The sequence below is a fragment of the Frondihabitans sucicola genome (assembly GCF_030296615.1).
In the GTDB taxonomy this organism is placed as follows: Bacteria; Actinomycetota; Actinomycetes; order Actinomycetales; family Microbacteriaceae; genus Frondihabitans; species Frondihabitans sucicola.
The window spans coordinates 4,096,567-4,114,321 of the sequence record NZ_AP027732.1; the positions used below are offsets into that span (position 1 = coordinate 4,096,567).

Sequence of the window (17,755 nt, forward strand, 5' to 3'; positions counted from 1 at the left end):
GCCGCGCATCCCCGACACGGGCACGCGGCGCATAATGGGCCTATCGGAACTGTGCGACATGTGTCGGTTATATGAATGTGGCCGACCGCCGGTTCCGCGGACAGACAAGGAAGAACAATGAAAGCTCTGCGCTACGTGGCCGTCGGTGAAGCACCCGAGGTCGTCGACATCCCGATCCCGAAACCTGGGCCCGGCCAGATCCTCCTGAAGGTCACAGCGGGAGGCGTCTGCCACTCGGACGACTACGTCATGGGCCTGTCCGAGGAGGAGTACACCGCCGCCGGCTACCCGCTCCCGATGACCCTCGGGCACGAGGGCGCGGGCATCATCCACGAGCTCGGCGAAGGCGCGGGCGCCGGCGGGCTGAAAGTCGGAGACGCCGTCGCCGTCTACGGACCGTGGGGCTGCGGCTACTGCCACAACTGCTCGCAGGGCCATGAGAACTACTGCACCAACGCTCAGGCGCTCGGCATCACCCCTCCCGGCCTCGGGACCGACGGCTCGATGGCCGAGTACATGATCGTCGACGACGCTCGCCACCTCGTTCCGCTCGGAGACCTCGATCCGATCAAGAACGTCTCCCTCACCGACGCCGGCCTCACCCCGTACCACGCCATCAAGCGCTCGCTCCCGAAGCTCGGTGCCGGAACCTACGCCGTCGTGATCGGTTCCGGCGGTCTCGGACACGTGGGGATCCAGATCCTGAAGGCCCTGTCCGGTGCCACCGTGATCGTGCTCGACGTGAACGACGAGAAGCTCGAGCTCGCGAAGCACGTCGGCGCCGACATCACCCTCCTCAGCGACGAGGACGCCGCCGGGAAGATCCTGGAGATCACGGGCGGCCTCGGCGCGAACGCCGTCTTCGACTTCGTCGGCGCCGCGCCGACGATTCCGCTGGCCGTCTCGGTCGCCGGCATCGAGGCCGACGTCACGGTCGTCGGAATCGGCGGCGGAGACGTCGCCTTCGGCTTCGGCTCGATCAACTACGACGTGGCCGTCCGGATTCCGTACTGGGGATACCGCAACGAGCTCATCGAGATCCTCGATCTGGCTCGCGCGGGCAAGGTCGACGTGGAGATCCAGCAGTACTCGCTCGACGAGGGGCCTCGGGCCTACGCCGATCTGGCGAGCGGCTCCATCCGCGGACGGGCCGTGATCGTTCCGTAGGCGAACCGGGGCGTCGCGCGCGAGAGCTACAGGGTCTGGTGCGCGACGCCCGCAACGCCGCCCATCCGTTCGAGCGCGGCGCTCAGGAGGGTTCCGACGGCGTCGGGCAGCACGTGGTGATTGAGGTAGATTCCCTCGAGCCACGAGAGGACCTCGTCGGCGGGCATGCCGACCTCGTCCCAGTCGATGCCCGGGCGGGCGCTGGTGACGGGAAGCTCGGTCGCAGGATCCAGGCGCGCCTCGGCGATGGCGAGGTCGGGGGCGCCCTCCGCAGCCGTCCAGAGCAGCGCGATCGGGTGGTTGTCGCCGTCGATGTGCTCGTGATCGACGTGGCCGGAGCCGAGCCACGGAAGCGTCAGCAGCTCCCCCTCGATGTCGACCGTGATGAGGTCGAGATGCGTGGGCTCCTCGACCTCGCAGACGTACAACTCGTACCCCTCGTCATGCCACGCGGCGGCCTCTTCGAGGTCTTCGAGGAGGTCGGGCATGCGGAGGTGGAAGTCGGCCAACAGCAACGACGCCCAGGTGAGCACCGGCTCGGTGACGCTCTTCGGCCACGGGCTGCGATCCGTGTCGTCACCGGTGCCCCGGTGGAAGTGGTAGTCGATGCCGCCGTCGACGGTCTCGAGATGGAGCTGGCCACTGGCGAACTCCACGGCGAGGCTCGACTGACCGGTCTCGTCGTCCCAGTCGCCGAACAGATCGGGTTTGCCCAGTGACACGGGCGGCGGAACCTGCGCGGCCGCCTTCGGCCCCAGGTTCAGGACCGCCTGGAATCGCCTGGTGGGCAGCCTCAAACTCATATCCGTCACGGCCGCAAGACTACCGCGCGCGAACGCGGCAGCCTCGCGGGTGACGGGTCAGGCGATGGCCGACAGTTCGGTGAACTCGTCGTCGGTCAGCTCGATCTGAGCCCCGCGCATGTTGTCTTCCAGGTGCTCCACGGTCGAGGTTCCGGGAATCGGCAGCATGACCGGCGACCGCTTCAGCAGCCACGCCAGCGCGAGCTGAGCGGGGGTCGCGTTCTTCTTCTGAGCCAGCTCGGTCAAGGGGCTGCCCTCACGCGTCAGCTTGCCGGTGGCGAGCGGGAACCACGGGATGAACGCGATGCCGTTCTCGGTCGAGTAGTCGAGGAGCTCCTCGGAGGCCCGGTTGGTCAGGTTGTAGAGGTTCTGCACCGACACGATCGTGGCCACCTTCTGTGCGGCCTGAAGCTGCTCGACCGAGACCTCGCTCAGGCCGATGTGCCGGATCTTGCCCTCGTCCTGCAGCTTCTTGAGCTCGCCGACCTGGTCGTCGAGCGGCACCGCGGGGTCGACGCGGTGGAGCTGGTAGAGGTCGATCCGGTCGACGCCGAGCCACCGCAGGCTCATCTCGGTCTGCTGGCGGAGATACTCGGGGCGCCCGACCGGCGGCCACTCGTTCGGCCCGGATCGCGTCAGCCCGCCCTTGGTGGCGATCACGAGGTCGTCGGCGTACGGCTTGAGAGCCTTGGCGATCAGCGGTTCGGCGACAGCGGGGCCGTACGAGTCGGCGGTGTCGATGAAGTTGACGCCCAGCTCGAGCGCACGGCGGAGCACGCGCACCGCCTCGGCGGGATCCTTGGGGTCGCCCCAGACACCGGCACCGGTCAGCTGCATGGTTCCGTAGCCCAGGCGGTTGACCGTCAGGTCGCCGCCCAGGTCGAAGGTGCCGGCGTCCTGTGCGGGAAGAAGTTCGGTCGTCATCGGGTGTTCCCTCTCTGCTGCGTCACCCGGTTGGGGCGACCTCCTGAGTTAACGCCTCGGCGGTCGAACCCTTCCCAGGACCCGGGTGGCGTTGCGGATCACATCCGAAACCGACTAGTCTGTTTGGATATTACACTTGAGGATAATATGCTGGTTCATGTAGGGGATCTCGAAGTGATGGTCGGCCCGAAACGGATCATCGACAATCTGTCCTTCGCCGTCGACGCCGGCGAAACGCTGGCCCTGGCCGGTAGCAACGGCTCCGGTAAAACGACGACACTTCGGTGCCTGCTCGGGACCATGAGACCCACATCCGGAAGGGCGTTGATAGCCGGCTCGCCGTTCTCTCCGCGGAATTCCACACGCGTCGGCTACCTGCCCGAAGAGAGGGGTCTGTACCGCAAAGAACGAGTACTCGACGTCATGAGCTACTTCGGTCATCTCAAGGGCCTCGATCGCGTCCGAGCACGGAAGGAGGCCGTGTCCTACCTGGAGCGCGTCGGGCTGGGCGACAAGCAGCGCTCCCGGCTCGACAAACTCTCAGGCGGACAGCATCAGAAGGTTCAGCTCGGTATCGCCATCATGAATGAGCCCCACCTCCTCGTGCTCGACGAACCGACGAAGGGGCTCGACCCCATCAACAGGCAACTCCTGATGGACCTCGTCGTGGAGTGCCAGGCGCGCGGATCGGGCGTGATCCTCGTGACGCATCACATGGAAGAAATCGAGCGCCTCTGCCAGCGAGCACTCGTTCTTCGCGACGGTGTGGCGAAGGCGCATGGCACCATCGCCGAAATCCAAGCAGCCTTCGGTTCACGCCGAATACTCGTACGCTCGGCCGATGTCATCAGCGAGTCGACGACTTTCTCGGTGGAATCCAGGCAAGGAGACCTCTATCGATTGATTCCTCGATCCGGCGCACCCGATCGAGACATCCTGAGCGAACTCGTCGCCACGGGTAGCCGTGTCGCGCGTTTCGAACCACAGAAGACGAGCATGCAAGAAATCTTCGTTCGCCTGTACTCGGAGGATGCCGCGTGACGCGAACAGGTTTTGGTGCCGTTGTCCAATTCGAAATCGTCAGGACGTTCCGAAAACCGCAGTTCTGGATCGCTGCGATCCTCTTGCCTGTTCTGTTCGGCGTGATAGGCCTCGTCGTGGCGTGGTCGTCCGCCGCTTCCAGCGAAGCGTCTTCATCCCAGTCACTCGACTTCGACTACGTCGCGCCACCAGGTCTCATTTCGGAGCAGGTCGCGGCAGCGCACCACGGTTCGTTGATGAGCGACGAAGCAGCAGGTATCGAGCGGGTGAAAGACGGCCTCCTCGATGCCTTCTTCGTCTACAGCGGCAAGAGTCCCGGCTACGAGGTGGCGATCTACGCTCAAGACAGGGGGTCTTCCTCAATGGCTCCTACCAGAAGCTAGCTCGGGCCGTATTCGACGACAGCATCGACCTCCGGGTGGGGTCGCCCGAGGTTGTGCGCGAGATCCGCTCGGGTGTCGCGACCCACCTTTTCGCTTATGACGACGGCCGACTCGCCTCGGGTATCGGCTCGATGCTGCCACCCGCCTTCCTGGTCCTCGTGCTCGTCCTGGTCGTCGCACTGCTCGGTAATCAGATCCTCTACACGACCGTCGAGGAGAAAGAGACCAGGATCTCGGAGATCCTCCTGGTGAGCATCACGGCCAAAACTCTCATCCGGGCGAAACTTGCGGCCCTCGCCATCGTCGGCCTCGTTCAGATCTGCGTAATCGCCATACCTTCTCTGGCTCTACTCGCAGTCAGCGATGTCGGCGAGACCTTCGCTGGACTCGAACTCGGCCCCCTGGTATTCGATCCAACGCGAATGGTGCTCGGCATCATGATCCTTCTCGGAGGCCTCCTGCTCATGACCAGCGCCCTCGTCACGATCGGAGCCATGATGCCTTCGGCAAAGGATGCGGCTCCGTTCTGCAGCGTGGTCATGATCGCCACGATCGCGCCGCTCTATCTCGTGACGAGCATCATCGTCGATCCTCTGAGCCCCGTCGCGAGTGTGATGACTTACCTTCCATTCTTCGCAGCCGCTACCGCGCTGCTCCGAAACGCCGCTGGCGGTCTCACCTGGTGGGAGGCCGTTCTCGTGGCGGTGGAACTCTTCGTCCTGAGCGCGTTGCTCTTACGCTTCGCCATTGCCGCCTTTCAGCACGGCGTTATCCAGTACGGAAAGCGGGTCCCGATTACCACGACCCTCCGCGCGCGCGCTCGCTCCCGAGCGTGACACCGACGATCGAGGTGGCCCGTTCTGTCGGCGGAGCTCGCGCAACGCGACAGAACAGGCCATCTCGGCGGGGCGGGTGAGGCGGCGGCAATCAGGGGGCAACGAGTCAGGCAGTGGGCTCGGCGACGACGTCGAGCACCCACACGACGCCGAAGCGGTCGCGCAGTTTGCCGTAGAGCGACGACCAGCCCGACGGACCGAGATCCTGCTCGATCTCGGCACCGACCGAGAGCCCCTGCCAGAAGGTGGTGATCTCGTCGGCGGTCTCGCAGCGGACCGACAGGTAGAGGAGTTGACGCCCTGGTCGTAGGGCAGGGCGCTCTGCACGTCGTAGGCCATGACGCGGACGCCGCTCGGAGCCTCGACCTGGCCGAACATGACCTGGTCGGCCTGGGCGGGATCCTGCACCGCCTGGGCATCGGCGTAGGTCACGATGACCACGTCCCCGCCGAACACGGAGCGGTAGAAGTCGAGCGCCGCACGGGCGTCGCCACGGAAGTTGAGGTGCGGGGTCAGGGATGCAGACATGGGAGGTTCTCCTTCGGACGGTCACGCCCGGTTTCGGGCACCTGACAACGATCGCAAGAGAAGCGGTCAGATAACGTCCGCTTCTTCGGCGACACTGGAGTCATGGCGAAATCGTCCCGAATGCTCGTAGTGCTGTCCCTCCTCCAGGCCCGCCGCGACTGGCCGGCGCGCGCCCTCGCCGAACGCCTCGCCATCTCCGAGCGCACGGTGAGACGCGACGTCGACCGACTGCGCGAGCTCGGCTACCGCATCCGCGCGATCAAGGGCCCTGACGGCGGCTACCGGCTCGATGCGGGCGCCGAGCTTCCGCCGCTCCTCTTCGACGACGACCAGGCGATCGCTCTGGCCGTTGCGCTCCAGGCCGCGAGTGGCGCAGGATCCGGCCTCGAGGAGCCCGCCCTCCGTGCTCTCGCCGCCGTCCGCCAGGTCCTGCCGGCGCGTCTGCGGCAGCGGGTCGACGCCCTCCGGTTCACCGCCGTGACGGACTCGTCGCGCCCGCCCCTGCCGATCGACCCCGACGTCCTCCTGGCCGTCAGCTCGGCCGTCCGGGCGGAGGTGATCCTTCGCTTCGACTACGCGTCGCCCGAGCCGAGCGAGAGCCCCGACGCCCGCGCTCCCTTGCCGCCGCGCCAGACCGAACCGCATCATCTCGTCGCGCGAGGCGGGCGCTGGTACCTCGTCGCCTGGGATCTCGACCGCTCCGACTGGCGCATCTTCCGCGTGGACCGGATGACGCCCCGCACGCCGACCGGGAGGCGGTTCTCCCCGCGCGACCTGCCCGGCGGCGATGTGCGCACGTTCGTGGCCGCCCGGTTCAAGGGCAGCGAGTCGGAGGATGCCTGGCCGTGCCGGGGCGACGTGATCCTGCATCTGCCCGCTCGCGAGGTGGCCGAGTACCTGCCCACGGCCACCCTCGAGGAGCTCGGTCCGGAGCGCTGTCGGCTCCGCGTCGGCGCCTGGTCGTGGGCGGGCCTGGCCGCCACGATCGGGCGGTTCGACGCCGACGTCGAGGTCGTCGGGCCGCCCGAGCTGGCGGCGGCGTTCACCGACCTGGCGGGCCGATTCGCGCGGGCCGGTGCCGGCTACCGCCCCTGACCGACCGGTGCACTAGTGAGCGGCCACGGAGCGTGCCAGACTTGACGCAGGCGTTGCCCGGCGAAGCCGAGACCACGCTGCGGGCCACAGCCGTTCCGCGCGAAAGCACACACCGCTCGGTATCGAGCACATCGCTCTCGAAGGGATTCCCCGGCTTCGTGACCACCACTGTCCTCCGCGATCCTTCGCGCCTTCCCGCCCTTTCCGGGCTGCTGTTCGACCTCGACGGCGTGCTCACACCGACAGCCGAGGTGCACATGCGCGCCTGGGCGCGATTGTTCTCCGACTACCTGCGCTCCCGCGGCGACGACCGCCCGTACACCGAAGACGACTACTTCGAGCACATCGACGGCAAGCCCCGCTACGACGGAGTCCGCGACATGCTCGCCTCGCGGGGCATCGCCCTGCCCGAGGGGACGCCCGACGACCCGCCCGACCTCGAGACCGTCTGCGGTCTCGGCAACCGCAAGAACAGCGTCTTCGCCGCCGAGCTCCACGAGAATGGCGTTACGCCGTACCCCGGGTCGGTGGCCTTCCTCGACCGCGCCATCGACGAGGGCTACCGGGTGGCCGTCGTGTCGAGCTCGCGAAACGCCGTCGCCGTGCTCGCAGCAGCCGGGCTGAGCGACCGCTTCGAGCACGTGGTCGACGGCCTCGTGGCGGCCGCCGCGCACCTGCCCGGCAAGCCGGCACCCGACACCTACCTCGCCGGCGCAGAGCGCCTGGGGCTGACGGCGCAGCAGTGCATCGTCGTCGAAGACGCCCAATCCGGCGTCGAGGCCGGTCGGCGCGGAGACTTCGGGCTCGTGATCGGCGTGGACCGCGGAGTGGGGGCTGCCGCTCTCCTCGACAACGGGGCAGACTTCGTGGTCGGCGACCTCGGCGAGATCGTCGACGCGCTCGACAGACAGCCGGGCGCAGGCGGCGTCACCCCCGAACCGTCGCCGACTCCCCCACAGCACAGACCGCCACAGCACCGGAGCACTCCGCATGACCGTCATCACCGAAGATCCCCTCGACCGCAACCGGTTCCCCGTCGACGAGTGGTCGCTGGTCGAGACCGAGTTCGCGCCCGACGACCAGGGCGTCGCCGAGACGGTGTTCGCCGTCGGCAACGGCTACCTCGGCTTCCGTGGCAACCTCGACGAGGGCCGCGGGGGCACTCGTACGGCACCTTCATCAACGGCTTCCACGAGACCTGGCAGATCCGTCACGCCGAAGAGGCGTTCGGCTTCGCGCGCGTCGGGCAGACCATCGTCAACGTGCCCGACGCCAAGGTGATCCGGCTCTACGTCGACGACGAGCCCTTCGTCCTCGCCGAGGCCGACATCCTCGCCTACACGCGCCGCCTCGACTTCCGCGACGGCTACCTCCTCCGCGAGATCGAGTGGCGCACGCCGTCCGGCAAGCGGGTCCTCGTGAAGAGCCGCCGCCTGGTCTCGTTCACCGATCGCCACCTCGCCGTGATCGACTACGAAGTGACCGTGCTCGACGCCGACGCCTCGGTGCTCATCTCGTCGCAGATCCTCAACCGCCAAGACCTCGGCGACGAGTACCACGCGGGAATGCGCGCCGCCGCGACGTTCGACCCTCGCAAGGCCGAGTCGTTCTCCGAGCGCGTGCTGCAGCCGAAGATCAAGAAGGTGCTCGGCACCCGCTACGTGCTGGGCTACCAGGCGACGAACTCGGGCATGACGGTCGCCGTCGGGGCCGAGCACGCCCTCGAGACGGAGAACGAGTGGCAGCAGTCGTCGCAGATCGACGACGACATCGCCAAGCACGTCTACCGCATCAAGGCGAAGGCCGGTCAGTCGGTCCGCTTCGTGAAGACGATCACGTACCACTCCTCGCGCGGCGTCCCCCGCGCGAACTCGCCGACCGCTGCGATCGAACCCTCGACCGCGCGCGCGAGACCCCGGTCGAAGAGATCTTCGACGACCAGCGGGCCTGGCTCGACGACTTCTGGGTCCGCAGCGACGTCGAGCTCGCCGGGCACCCGATCCTGCAGCAGGCGATCCGCTGGAACCTCTTCCAGCTGGCGCAGTCGACGGCGCGGACCGACGGCTCCGGTGTCGCCGCGAAGGGGGTCACCGGCTCCGGCTACGGCGGCCACTACTTCTGGGACACCGAGATCTACGTCCTGCCGTTCCTCAGCTACACGGCGCCGAACGTGGCCCGGAACGCCCTGCGCTTCCGCCACGGCATGCTCGACGCCGCTCGCGACCGCGCCACCGAGCTGAACCAGCGCGGAGCCCTCTTCCCCTGGCGCACGATCAACGGACTCGAGTCGAGCGCGTACTACGCGGCCGGCACCGCCCAGTACCACATCGACGCCGACATCGTGCACGCGCTGATGCAGTACGTGGCCGCCACCGGAGACGAAGACTTCCTCGCCCGAGGCGCCGTCGACATCCTGGTCGAGACCGCGCGCCTCTGGGCCGACCTCGGCTTCTGGCGGTCGAACGGCGACCAGAAGTTCCACATCGACGGTGTGACCGGCCCCGACGAATACACGACGGTCGTCGACGACAACCTCTACACGAACGTGATGGCGAGGGCCAACCTCTGGAGCGCCGTCCGCATCTGCGAAGAGCTCTTCGCGAACGACCCGGTGGCCTACGAGCGCATGGTGCAGCGGGTCGGCCTGCAGGAGCACGAGATCCGCGGCTGGCGCGCAGCAGCGGACGCGATGGAGATCCCCTTCGATCCTCACCGCGGCATCCACCCGCAAGACGCGCAGTTCCTCGACAAAGAGCTCTGGGACCTCGACTCGACCCCGGCGTCGAAGCGCCCTCTGCTCCTGCACTACCACCCCCTGGTCATCTACCGCTTCCAGGTTCTGAAGCAGGCCGATGTCGTGCTGGCGCTGTTCCTCCAGGGCGACGAGTTCACGCCGGCCGAGAAGCGCCGCGACTTCGAGTACTACGACGCGCTGACGACGGGCGACTCCACGCTGTCGGCCGTCGTGCAGTCGATCATCGCCGCCGAGGTGGGGCACCACAAGCTCGCCCGCGACTACTTCCTGTCGTCGCTGTTCGTCGACCTGGCCGATCTGCACCACAACACCTCCGACGGCGTCCACGTGGCGTCGACCGGCGGCATCTGGAGCGCTCTGGCCTTCGGCTTCGGCGGCATGCGCGACCACTCCGGCCGGATCACGTTCAACCCGCGCCTCCCCGAAGACTGGGAGCGCCTGAGCTACCGGATGACCATCAAGGGCAGCCGCCTGCGGGTCGACGTCACCCAGCACGACATCACTTTCACCATCGAGGAGGGCACGTCGGTCACGGTGCACGTCCACCACGAGAAGGTCGAGATCGCCTTCGGCACCCCGGTCACCGTGGCCCTGAGCAACCAGGGTCCCCGCCTCGAGTCCGCTCCGCCGACGACGAGTGACCTGCGCGGCATGCTCCGCGCCGACGGTTCGGTCGTCACCGCGTCGATCCCCACCATCTCCGTCGACCGCACGGAGGTCGACGCCGACGCGACGACCTAGGGCGGATCGGCACTGGGCCAGTGGATCGCTGCCGTTAACGATCCATTCACCGGGGCCGGGCACACTCACGGCGGTCGCACACACCGCTCGAAGGGGATCTCATGCCACGTCGCCACGTCCTAGCCGTCTCGATCGTCGCGGGAGGCCTGGCCCTGACGCTGGGCACCGCCGGGACCGCCTTCGCCCACCCGGGTTCGGGCCACGGAGGCCCCGCCGTGGCGAAGGGGGACTCCTACCTGGTCACGGCCGGCACGAGGCTCTCGTCGCGCGGAAGCGTGCTCGACAACGACTCGGGCTCCGCGACCATCGTGTCGCACACGACCACCAAGCACGGCACCCTGTCGTTCCGGCAGGACGGCTCATTCACCTACGTGCCGGACCCCGGCTTCACGGGCGTCGACTCGTTCGACTACACGACGAACGACGCCGTGAAGCTCTACAGCACCGAGCTGAAACCGCTGGCCACCATCGGTGGAGTGAAGATCACCGGCGGCGCGTACGGCTCGTCGTTCACGCCTGTGCCCGGCTCGACCACGGAGTTCTACGGTCTGACCGACCGCGGGCCGAACGTCACGGCCCCGGACGGAACGACCAAGGTCGAACCGTTGCCCTCCTTCGATCCTGCGATCGGAAAGTTCAGGCTGGTCGGCACGAAGGCCGTCCTGGAGAGGAAGATTCCGCTGCGGGCGGCGAACGGCCACGGGTACAACGGCCTCGTCAGCACGGAGGCATCGACGGGCGAGACGATCGAAGACCTGAACGGTACGGTCCAGCCGAAGAGCCCCTACGGCTACGACTCCGAGGGCCTCGTGGCTCTGAAGGACGGCACCTTCTGGGTCTCCGACGAGTACGGCCCGTACATCACCCACTTCGACCACACCGGCCGGCAGATCGGCCGCCTGTCGCCGTTCGACGGAACGCTGCCCAAAGAGCTGGCCCAGCGCGTGCCGAACAAGGGCATGGAAGGCCTGACCGTCACGCCGGACGGCAAGACACTGGTCGGCATCATGCAGTCGGCGCTTCAGACACCCGACCTCACGGCGAAGCCCGCCAAGGTCGCCCCGCTGCGGATCGTGACCTACGACCTGCGCACCCGCGCGACGCACGAGTACCTCTACCTGCTCACGGATCCTGCGAAGAACTCCGGCGCGGTCAGCGAGATCACGGCGCTGTCGAGCACGAGGTTCGTCGTCGACGAGCGCGACGGGGCCTTCGAGCCGGACGCGTTCAAGAACCTCTACGAGATCGACCTCGCCAAGGCCACCGACGTCGGGCCGTCGTCTCGCGTCGCCGGTACGACCTACGACGCCGCGAAGGGCGGGCTCCTCGTCGGGTCCGAGCACCAGTCGATCGAGGCGTTCGCCGGCGACAGCGACACCGCGACGGCGACCGCCGCCCTCGCCGGCGTCGGCATCACCCCCACCACGAAGAAGCTCGACGTCGACCTCGGCGGCCTCCTCACGAAACTCGACCCGACCGGCGGATTCTTCGGCCACGACAAGGTCGAGGGCGTCGCGACGACCGACGGCGGCAAGACGCTGATCGTCTCGAACGACAACGACTTCGGGATCGACGGCGTGGCCAACGCGGCCGCCCCGTACACGCTGCACGCGAAGATCCTGCCGGATGGCACGCAGGACGACGGTCAGTACCTCGCGATCGACACCACCAAGCTGAACGACGCTTCGAGTTCGACCACCGTGCAGCTCTTCGTCACCCCGAAGGACGTGCACGGGTTCCACGAGGGAGACACGCCTTAGACCTCGCCCGGATGGCCCGTTCTGTCGCGTCCCTCGCGGGCGGGCGACAGAAGGGGCCATTTCGCGGTGCCCATCAGTCGCCGATTGTCTAGCAATGCGCTAGATTGTCAGACAATGGACGACAACGAGGTTGCACGGGTGCCGGCGGCTGTCGCCGAGGCACTTCGTTCCGACGTCCTGGCCGTGCACATCCACCCCGGCGACGCCGTCACCGAAGCAGCCGTCGCCGCGCGCTTCGGCATCTCCCGCCCCACGGCCCGCATCGCCATTGACCAGCTCGTGCGGGCCGGCCTGCTCCGGCGAGAGGCGAACCGCGGTGCGCGCGTGCCGACCCTGAGTCGGCCCGACATCGTCGACCTCTACGACAACCGCGCACTGGTCGAGGGGGCCGCCCTCTCGGCGCTGGCCACCCGCGGTTCCGTGCCGCCCGACGCGATCCTGCACAACCGCGCCCTCGCGACCGCCCCCGACGACGCGCCGTTCGCCGCCGACGACATCGCGTTCCACCGCGCTCTCGTCACGGCGCAGTCGAGCCCCGCCTGACCCGGATGCACGAGAGCCTCATGGGCGAGATCGAGCTCTGCATCGGCCAGGTGCAGGCGAACGCCCTCTGGCCTCCGGCCGACATCGCGGCCCAGCACGCGCACATCCTCGAGGCGGTGGTCGCCGGTGATCCTGCCGTCGCCTCCCGGCTCGTCCGCGAGCACATCCAGACCTCCCGCGATCGACTGCTCGCGCACGTCGATGCGGCCACGCTCCACCACGACCGGAAGGCACCGCAATGACGCAGCGACAGTTCCCGAAGCCCCAAGAGCTTCTCGAGTACATGCAGTTCAAGAAGCCCGACCTCGACTTCAAGCGCAACCGCCTGCAATCCGCCCTCACGATCGCCGACCTGCGCTCGATCGCCAAGCGCCGCACGCCGAAGGCTGCGTTCGACTACACCGACGGATCCGCCGAGGGCGAGATCTCGATCACGCGGGCGCGCCAGGCGTTCGAAGACGTGGAGTTCCACCCGCAGGTGCTGCGCGACGTGGCCGAGGTCGACACGACTGCGACCGTCTTCGGCGAGACGTCGAAGCAGCCGTTCGGGATCGCGCCGACCGGTTTCACGCGACTGATGCAGACCGAGGGCGAGACGGCCGGCGCCGGCGCCGCCAACGCCGCCGGGATCCCCTTCTCGCTCTCCACCCTCGGAACCACCTCGATCGAGGCGGTGAAGGCCACGAATCCCGACGGCCGCAACTGGTTCCAGCTCTACGTCATGCGGGAGCGCGAGATCTCCTACGGGCTCGTCGAGCGCGCCGCCGCGGCAGGATTCGAGACGCTCTTCTTCACCGTCGACACACCGGTGGCGGGCGCTCGCCTCCGCGACAAGCGCAACGGGTTCTCGATACCGCCGCAGCTCACCCCCGGCACCGTCCTGAACGCGATCCCGCGCCCGTGGTGGTGGATCGACTTCCTGACCACTCCCAAACTCGAATTCGCCTCGCTGTCGTCGACCGGCGGAACGGTCGGCGAGCTGCTCGACGCCGCGATGGACCCGACGATCAGCTTCGACGACCTCAAGGTGATCCGCGAGCTCTGGCCAGGAAAACTCGCGATCAAGGGCGTGCAGAGCGTGGAAGACGCGAAGAAGTTCGCCGACTTCGGCGTCGACGGCATCGTGCTGTCGAACCACGGCGGGCGCCAGCTCGACCGGGCGCCGATCCCGTTCCACCTGCTGCCGTCGGTGGTTCGCGAAGTGGGGCAGGATCTCGACGTCATCGTCGACACCGGAATCATGAACGGCGCCGACATCGTCGCCTCGATCGCGCTCGGCGCCTCGTTCACCCTGGTCGGCCGCGCCTACCTGTACGGCCTGATGGCCGGCGGTCGAGCCGGTGTCGACCGGATGATCGCGATCCTGTCGGATGAGATCACGCGCACCATGAAGCTGCTCGGGGCCCACTCGCTCGAGGAGCTCACCCCGAGCCACGTCACCCAGCTGGAGCGCCTGGCGCCCCGGGCACGGAGCTAGCGCCGCGCGCGCCTCCGTCCCGCCCGCCCCTCCGTCCCGCCACCCTCCGCCCGCCCTCCAGAAATCGAAGGGGATTTTCGGCGGCGGCCCGTCGCCATGCGGCGAAACGGGCCGTCGGGCGAAAATCCCCTTCGATTTCTGCAGGGGTAGGGCAGAAGAGAGGGACGGACGGCGGGCAGCTCCGAGCGGAGCGACCGCTCAGCGCAGGGACGGCTCGTACCGCACGGGCGGGTAGGCCGCCCGCACGAGGGCGCGCAGCGACTCGAGGCTGCCGGTCACGAGGCCGGCGGCCCGCGCCTGCACCAGCACGTTGCCGATGGCGGTGGCCTCGACGGGCCCGGCGAGGACGGTGCGCCCGGTGCGGTCGGCGGTGAGCCGGCAGAGCAGTTCGTTCTGCGAGCCTCCCCCGACGACGTGCACCGTCGTGATCCTGCGACCCGACAGCGTCTCCGCCTCGTCGAGGGTGCGCGCGTACGCCGCGGCGAGCGATTCGAGGATGCTGCGGACGATCTCGGCCCGGGTCGAGGGGGTTCCACGTCGTGTTCGACGCACCACTCGTGGATCCTGAGCGGCATGTCTCCCGGGGGTGTGAACCGCTCGTCGGCCGCATCGAAGACGGCCACTTCACCGGAGACCGATGCGGCGGCGGCCAGCAGTGACGCGAGATCGCTGGAGCGCGATGCGTCGGAGGCTGCTGCGTCCCAGGTGCGCATCGACTCGCTCAGCAGCCACAGCCCCGAGATGTTCTTGAGGAATCGGACCCTCCCGTCGACGCCGCCCTCGTTGGTGAAGTTCGCCTGTCTCGCCGGCGGGGTCACGATCGGCTTCGCGACCTCGAGCCCGACCAGCGACCAGGTCCCGCTCGAGATGTAGGCGGAGTGCTCGTCGTCGAGGGGCACGCCGACCACGGCCGAGGCCGTGTCGTGCGAGCCGACAGTCGTCACGGGGATGGCGCGGCCGCCGCCGAGCGCCGGGGCGAGCGACGGGAGGAGTGCGCCGATCGTGGTGCCGGGGTCGACGAGAGGTGCGAAGAGGCCGGGTGGGACGCCGACGGCGGAGAGGATCGCAGGATCCCACCCGCCGCTCACCGGCGACAGCATCCCCGTGGTCGACGCGTTCGTCCGCTCGGTGACCTCGACGCCGGTCAGCCAGCGCCCGATCAGGTCGGGCACGAGCAGAGCGCGGTCGGCGAGGCCCAGCGTGCCGGCGTCTCGGTCGGCGGCGAGCTGGAACACGGTGTTGAACGGCAGGTGCGCCAGCCCGGTCCGCCGGTAGAGCTCGTCCGCCGGGAGTGCAGCGTGCACGGCGGGCACGGCAGCCGCGTTCCGGTCGTCGCGGTAGTGGTACGGCAGCCCGATCAGCCTGCCCTGTCGCAGCAGCCCGTAGTCGACCGCCCAGGAGTCGACTCCGATGGAGGCGATTTCAGGATCGATCCGGCTCGCCTGGGCGAGCCCCTCGCCGATGGCGGCCCACAACCCGAGGATGTCCCAGTGCAAGCCGGTGCTGCCCGAGCCCTCGGGCACGGTCACCGGCCGGTTCGGGAACCGCGCCACGTGCTGCAGACGCACGTCGTTCGGGGAGACGACGCCGAGGATGACCCGGCCGCTCGTCGCTCCGAGGTCGACGGCGGCGACGGAGGTGGTCACGACGCCTACCGCAGGAACGCGGCGGCGACGCCCGCGTCGACGGGGATGTGCAGCCCGGTCGTGTGCGACAGGTCGCCCGCCGTCAGCACGAACACGGCGTTCGCCACGTTCTCGGGCAGCACCTCGCGCTTGAGCAGGGTGCGCTGCGCGTAGTACGCGCCGAGCTCCTCCTCCGGCACCCCGTAGACCGCGGCGCGCTTGGCACCCCAGCCCCCGGCGAAGATGCCGGAGCCGCGCACCACCCCGTCGGGGTTGATGCCGTTGACCTTGACGCCGTACTCGCCGAGTTCGGCTGCGAGCAGCCGCACCTGGTGCGCCTGGTCGGCCTTCGTGGCCGAGTAGGCGATGTTGTTCGGTCCGGCGAAGACGGAGTTCTTCGACGAGATGTAGATGATGTCTCCGCCCAGTTGCTGGTCGATCAGCACCTTCGCCGCGGCTCGGGAGACGAGGAACGACCCCTTGGCCATCACGTTGTGCTGGAGGTCCCAGTCGGCGACGGTCGTCTCGAGCAGGCTCTTGGACAGCGACAGTCCGGCGTTGTTGACGACGAGGTCGAGACCGCCGAACGCGAGCAGGACCTCCTGGATGCCGGCGGCGATCTCGTCCTCGCTGGTGACGTTCGCCTGCACGCCGATCGCCACGTCGGTCGAGCCCAACTCGGCGGCGGCGGCTTGTGCCTTCTCCAGGTCGAGGTCGGCGATGGCGACGACCGCCCCTCCCCGGCGAGCCGCGTGGCGATGGCTTTGCCGATGCCGCTGGCGGCGCCGGTGACGAGGGCGATGCGACCGGCGAGGGGCTTCGGCTTCGGGCGGCGCTGCAGTTTGGCTTCTTCGAGCGCCCAGTACTCGATCCGGAACTTCTCCGACTCGTCGATCGGCGCGTAGGTCGAGATGGCCTCGGCACCGCGCATCACGTTGATCGCGTTGACGTAGAACTCACCCGCGACCCGGGCGGTCTGCTTGTCGGCCCCGTACGAGAACATGCCGACGCCCGGAATGAGGACGATCGCAGGATCCTGCCCGCGGATCGCCGGCGAATCGCTCGTCGCGTAGCGGTCGTAGTACGCCTTGTAGTCGGCGCGGTACTCCTCGTGCAGCACTTTGAGTCGCTCCAGGGACTCCTCGACGGAGGCCGTCGCCGGCAGGTCGAGCACGAGAGGCTTGACCTTGGTGCGCAGGAAGTGGTCGGGGCACGACGTGCCGAGGGCCGCGAGCCGCCGGTGCTCGGTGCTCCCGAGGAAGTCCAGGACGCGCTGGTCGTCGGTGAAGTGCCCGACCTGTGCGCGGTCGGTCGAGACCAGCCCGCGGAGGACGGGAGCCAGGGCGGCGGCCTTCTCGCGCCGTTCCCCGGAGGACAGGCGCTCGTAGCCCGGCAGGTCGGGGCCGAACGGTTCGGGACTCCCGTGCTCGGCGATGTACGCCGCGGCGGTCTCGATGATCCAGAGGGAGTTCGCCTCGGCCTGCTCGGACGTGTCGCCCCAGGCCGTGATGCCGTGGCCGCCGAGAATCGTGCCGATGGCGTCGGGGTGAGCCGCCCTGATGTCGGCGATGTCCTGACCGAGCTGCCAGCCCGGTCGACGCCACGGCACCCACACGACCTTGTCACCGAAGATCGTGCTCGTGAGGGCCTCGCCGTCCGCCGACGTGGCGATGGCGATTCCCGAGTCGGGGTGGAGGTGGTCGACGTGCGCGGCGTCGACCAGCCCGTGCATCGCGGTGTCGATCGAGGGCGCGGCGCCGCCCTTTCCGTGCAGGGTGTAGTCGAAGGCCGCGACCATCTCGTCTTCGCGGTCGACCCCCGGATAGACGTTCGCGAGGGCGCGGAGGCGGTCGAGGCGGAGCACGGCCAGGCCGCTCTCGGTCAGCGTGCCCAGGTCGCCGCCGGAGCCCTTCACCCAGAGGAGCTCGACGGGCTCGCCGGTCACCGGATCGATCCCCGTGCCCTTGGCCGACGTGTTGCCGCCCGCGTAGTTGGTGTTCGCCGGGTCGGCGCCGAGACGGTTCGAGCGGGCGATCAGGTCGTGCGCCGTGTTCGTGTGCGTGGAGGTGGTCATCGG

12 protein-coding genes and 4 pseudogenes are annotated in these 17,755 nt (G+C 68.4%); 11 read left to right on the top strand and 5 right to left on the bottom strand.

The window, feature by feature from the left end; all coding sequences use genetic code 11:
* Positions 1 to 117: 117 nt before the first annotated feature.
* The gene (locus QUE79_RS21080; RefSeq protein WP_286344781.1) at positions 118 to 1,167 is read left to right on the top strand and encodes an NAD(P)-dependent alcohol dehydrogenase; all 1,050 of its coding nucleotides are present in this window, start codon (positions 118 to 120) and stop codon (positions 1,165 to 1,167) included.
* Positions 1,168 to 1,193: 26 nt separating this feature from the next.
* Here the strand turns inward: QUE79_RS21080 and QUE79_RS21085 are convergent, their stop codons facing one another.
* Together QUE79_RS21085 and QUE79_RS21090 are read right to left on the bottom strand one after the other, a co-directional pair.
* Positions 1,194 to 1,979: a hypothetical protein gene (locus QUE79_RS21085; RefSeq protein WP_286344782.1), complete on the bottom strand. Its 786-nt coding sequence runs from the start codon at positions 1,977 to 1,979 to the stop codon at positions 1,194 to 1,196.
* 48 nt (positions 1,980 to 2,027) lie between these two features.
* Positions 2,028 to 2,894, bottom strand: a complete 867-nt coding sequence (locus QUE79_RS21090) for an aldo/keto reductase (protein ID WP_286344783.1) — start codon at positions 2,892 to 2,894, stop codon at positions 2,028 to 2,030.
* Positions 2,895 to 3,041: 147 nt separating this feature from the next.
* Here QUE79_RS21090 and QUE79_RS21095 point away from each other — a divergent pair, with 147 nt between their 5' ends.
* The 10 genes and pseudogenes from QUE79_RS21095 to QUE79_RS21140 all read left to right on the top strand — a co-directional run bounded on the left by QUE79_RS21095 (position 3,042) and on the right by QUE79_RS21140 (position 14,053).
* Positions 3,042 to 3,935, top strand: a complete 894-nt coding sequence (locus QUE79_RS21095) for an ABC transporter ATP-binding protein (protein WP_286344784.1) — start codon at positions 3,042 to 3,044, stop codon at positions 3,933 to 3,935.
* Positions 3,932 to 4,318, top strand: coding sequence for an ABC transporter permease family protein (locus tag QUE79_RS21100; protein ID WP_286344785.1), 387 nt, complete (start codon positions 3,932 to 3,934; stop codon positions 4,316 to 4,318). The genes QUE79_RS21095 and QUE79_RS21100 overlap by 4 nt, the downstream gene beginning before the upstream one ends.
* Before the next feature lie 53 nt (positions 4,319 to 4,371).
* Positions 4,372 to 5,154, top strand: coding sequence for an ABC transporter permease (locus QUE79_RS21105; RefSeq protein ID WP_286344786.1), 783 nt, complete (start codon positions 4,372 to 4,374; stop codon positions 5,152 to 5,154).
* A gap of 630 nt (positions 5,155 to 5,784) precedes the next feature.
* The gene (locus QUE79_RS21110; protein WP_286344787.1) at positions 5,785 to 6,777 is read left to right on the top strand and encodes a helix-turn-helix transcriptional regulator; all 993 of its coding nucleotides are present in this window, start codon (positions 5,785 to 5,787) and stop codon (positions 6,775 to 6,777) included.
* 158 nt (positions 6,778 to 6,935) lie between these two features.
* Positions 6,936 to 7,565, top strand: a pseudogene (locus tag QUE79_RS21115) (HAD family hydrolase); the annotation flags it as partial.
* 202 nt (positions 7,566 to 7,767) lie between these two features.
* Positions 7,768 to 10,273: pseudogene (locus QUE79_RS21120) on the top strand (glycoside hydrolase family 65 protein).
* Positions 10,274 to 10,374: 101 nt separating this feature from the next.
* Entirely contained in the window at positions 10,375 to 12,033 is a 1,659-nt protein-coding gene (locus QUE79_RS21125) for an esterase-like activity of phytase family protein (RefSeq protein WP_286344788.1), read from the top strand.
* A 114-nt stretch (positions 12,034 to 12,147) separates the two neighbouring features.
* Positions 12,148 to 12,576 carry a GntR family transcriptional regulator gene (locus tag QUE79_RS21130; RefSeq protein ID WP_286344789.1) on the top strand — a complete coding sequence of 143 codons (429 nt, stop codon included), beginning with the start codon at positions 12,148 to 12,150 and terminating at the stop codon, positions 12,574 to 12,576.
* A 5-nt stretch (positions 12,577 to 12,581) separates the two neighbouring features.
* Positions 12,582 to 12,818, top strand: a complete 237-nt coding sequence (locus tag QUE79_RS21135) for an FCD domain-containing protein (protein WP_286344790.1) — start codon at positions 12,582 to 12,584, stop codon at positions 12,816 to 12,818.
* Positions 12,815 to 14,053 carry an alpha-hydroxy acid oxidase gene (locus QUE79_RS21140; protein ID WP_286344791.1) on the top strand — a complete coding sequence of 413 codons (1,239 nt, stop codon included), beginning with the start codon at positions 12,815 to 12,817 and terminating at the stop codon, positions 14,051 to 14,053. Before QUE79_RS21135 ends, QUE79_RS21140 begins: the two co-directional genes overlap by 4 nt.
* Before the next feature lie 198 nt (positions 14,054 to 14,251).
* On the opposite strand, the gene QUE79_RS25935 is transcribed toward QUE79_RS21140, so the two are convergent.
* The 3 genes and pseudogenes from QUE79_RS25935 to QUE79_RS21150 all read right to left on the bottom strand — a co-directional run bounded on the left by QUE79_RS25935 (position 14,252) and on the right by QUE79_RS21150 (position 17,752).
* On the bottom strand, positions 14,252 to 14,608 hold the full coding sequence (locus tag QUE79_RS25935) for an FGGY-family carbohydrate kinase (protein WP_350271600.1): 357 nt from the start codon (positions 14,606 to 14,608) through the stop codon (positions 14,252 to 14,254).
* A 56-nt stretch (positions 14,609 to 14,664) separates the two neighbouring features.
* Positions 14,665 to 15,699 (bottom strand): annotated as a pseudogene (locus QUE79_RS21145) (rhamnulokinase); the annotation flags it as partial.
* Positions 15,700 to 15,704: 5 nt separating this feature from the next.
* A pseudogene (locus QUE79_RS21150) lies at positions 15,705 to 17,752 on the bottom strand (bifunctional aldolase/short-chain dehydrogenase).
* Between the last annotated feature and the right edge of the window lie 3 nt (positions 17,753 to 17,755).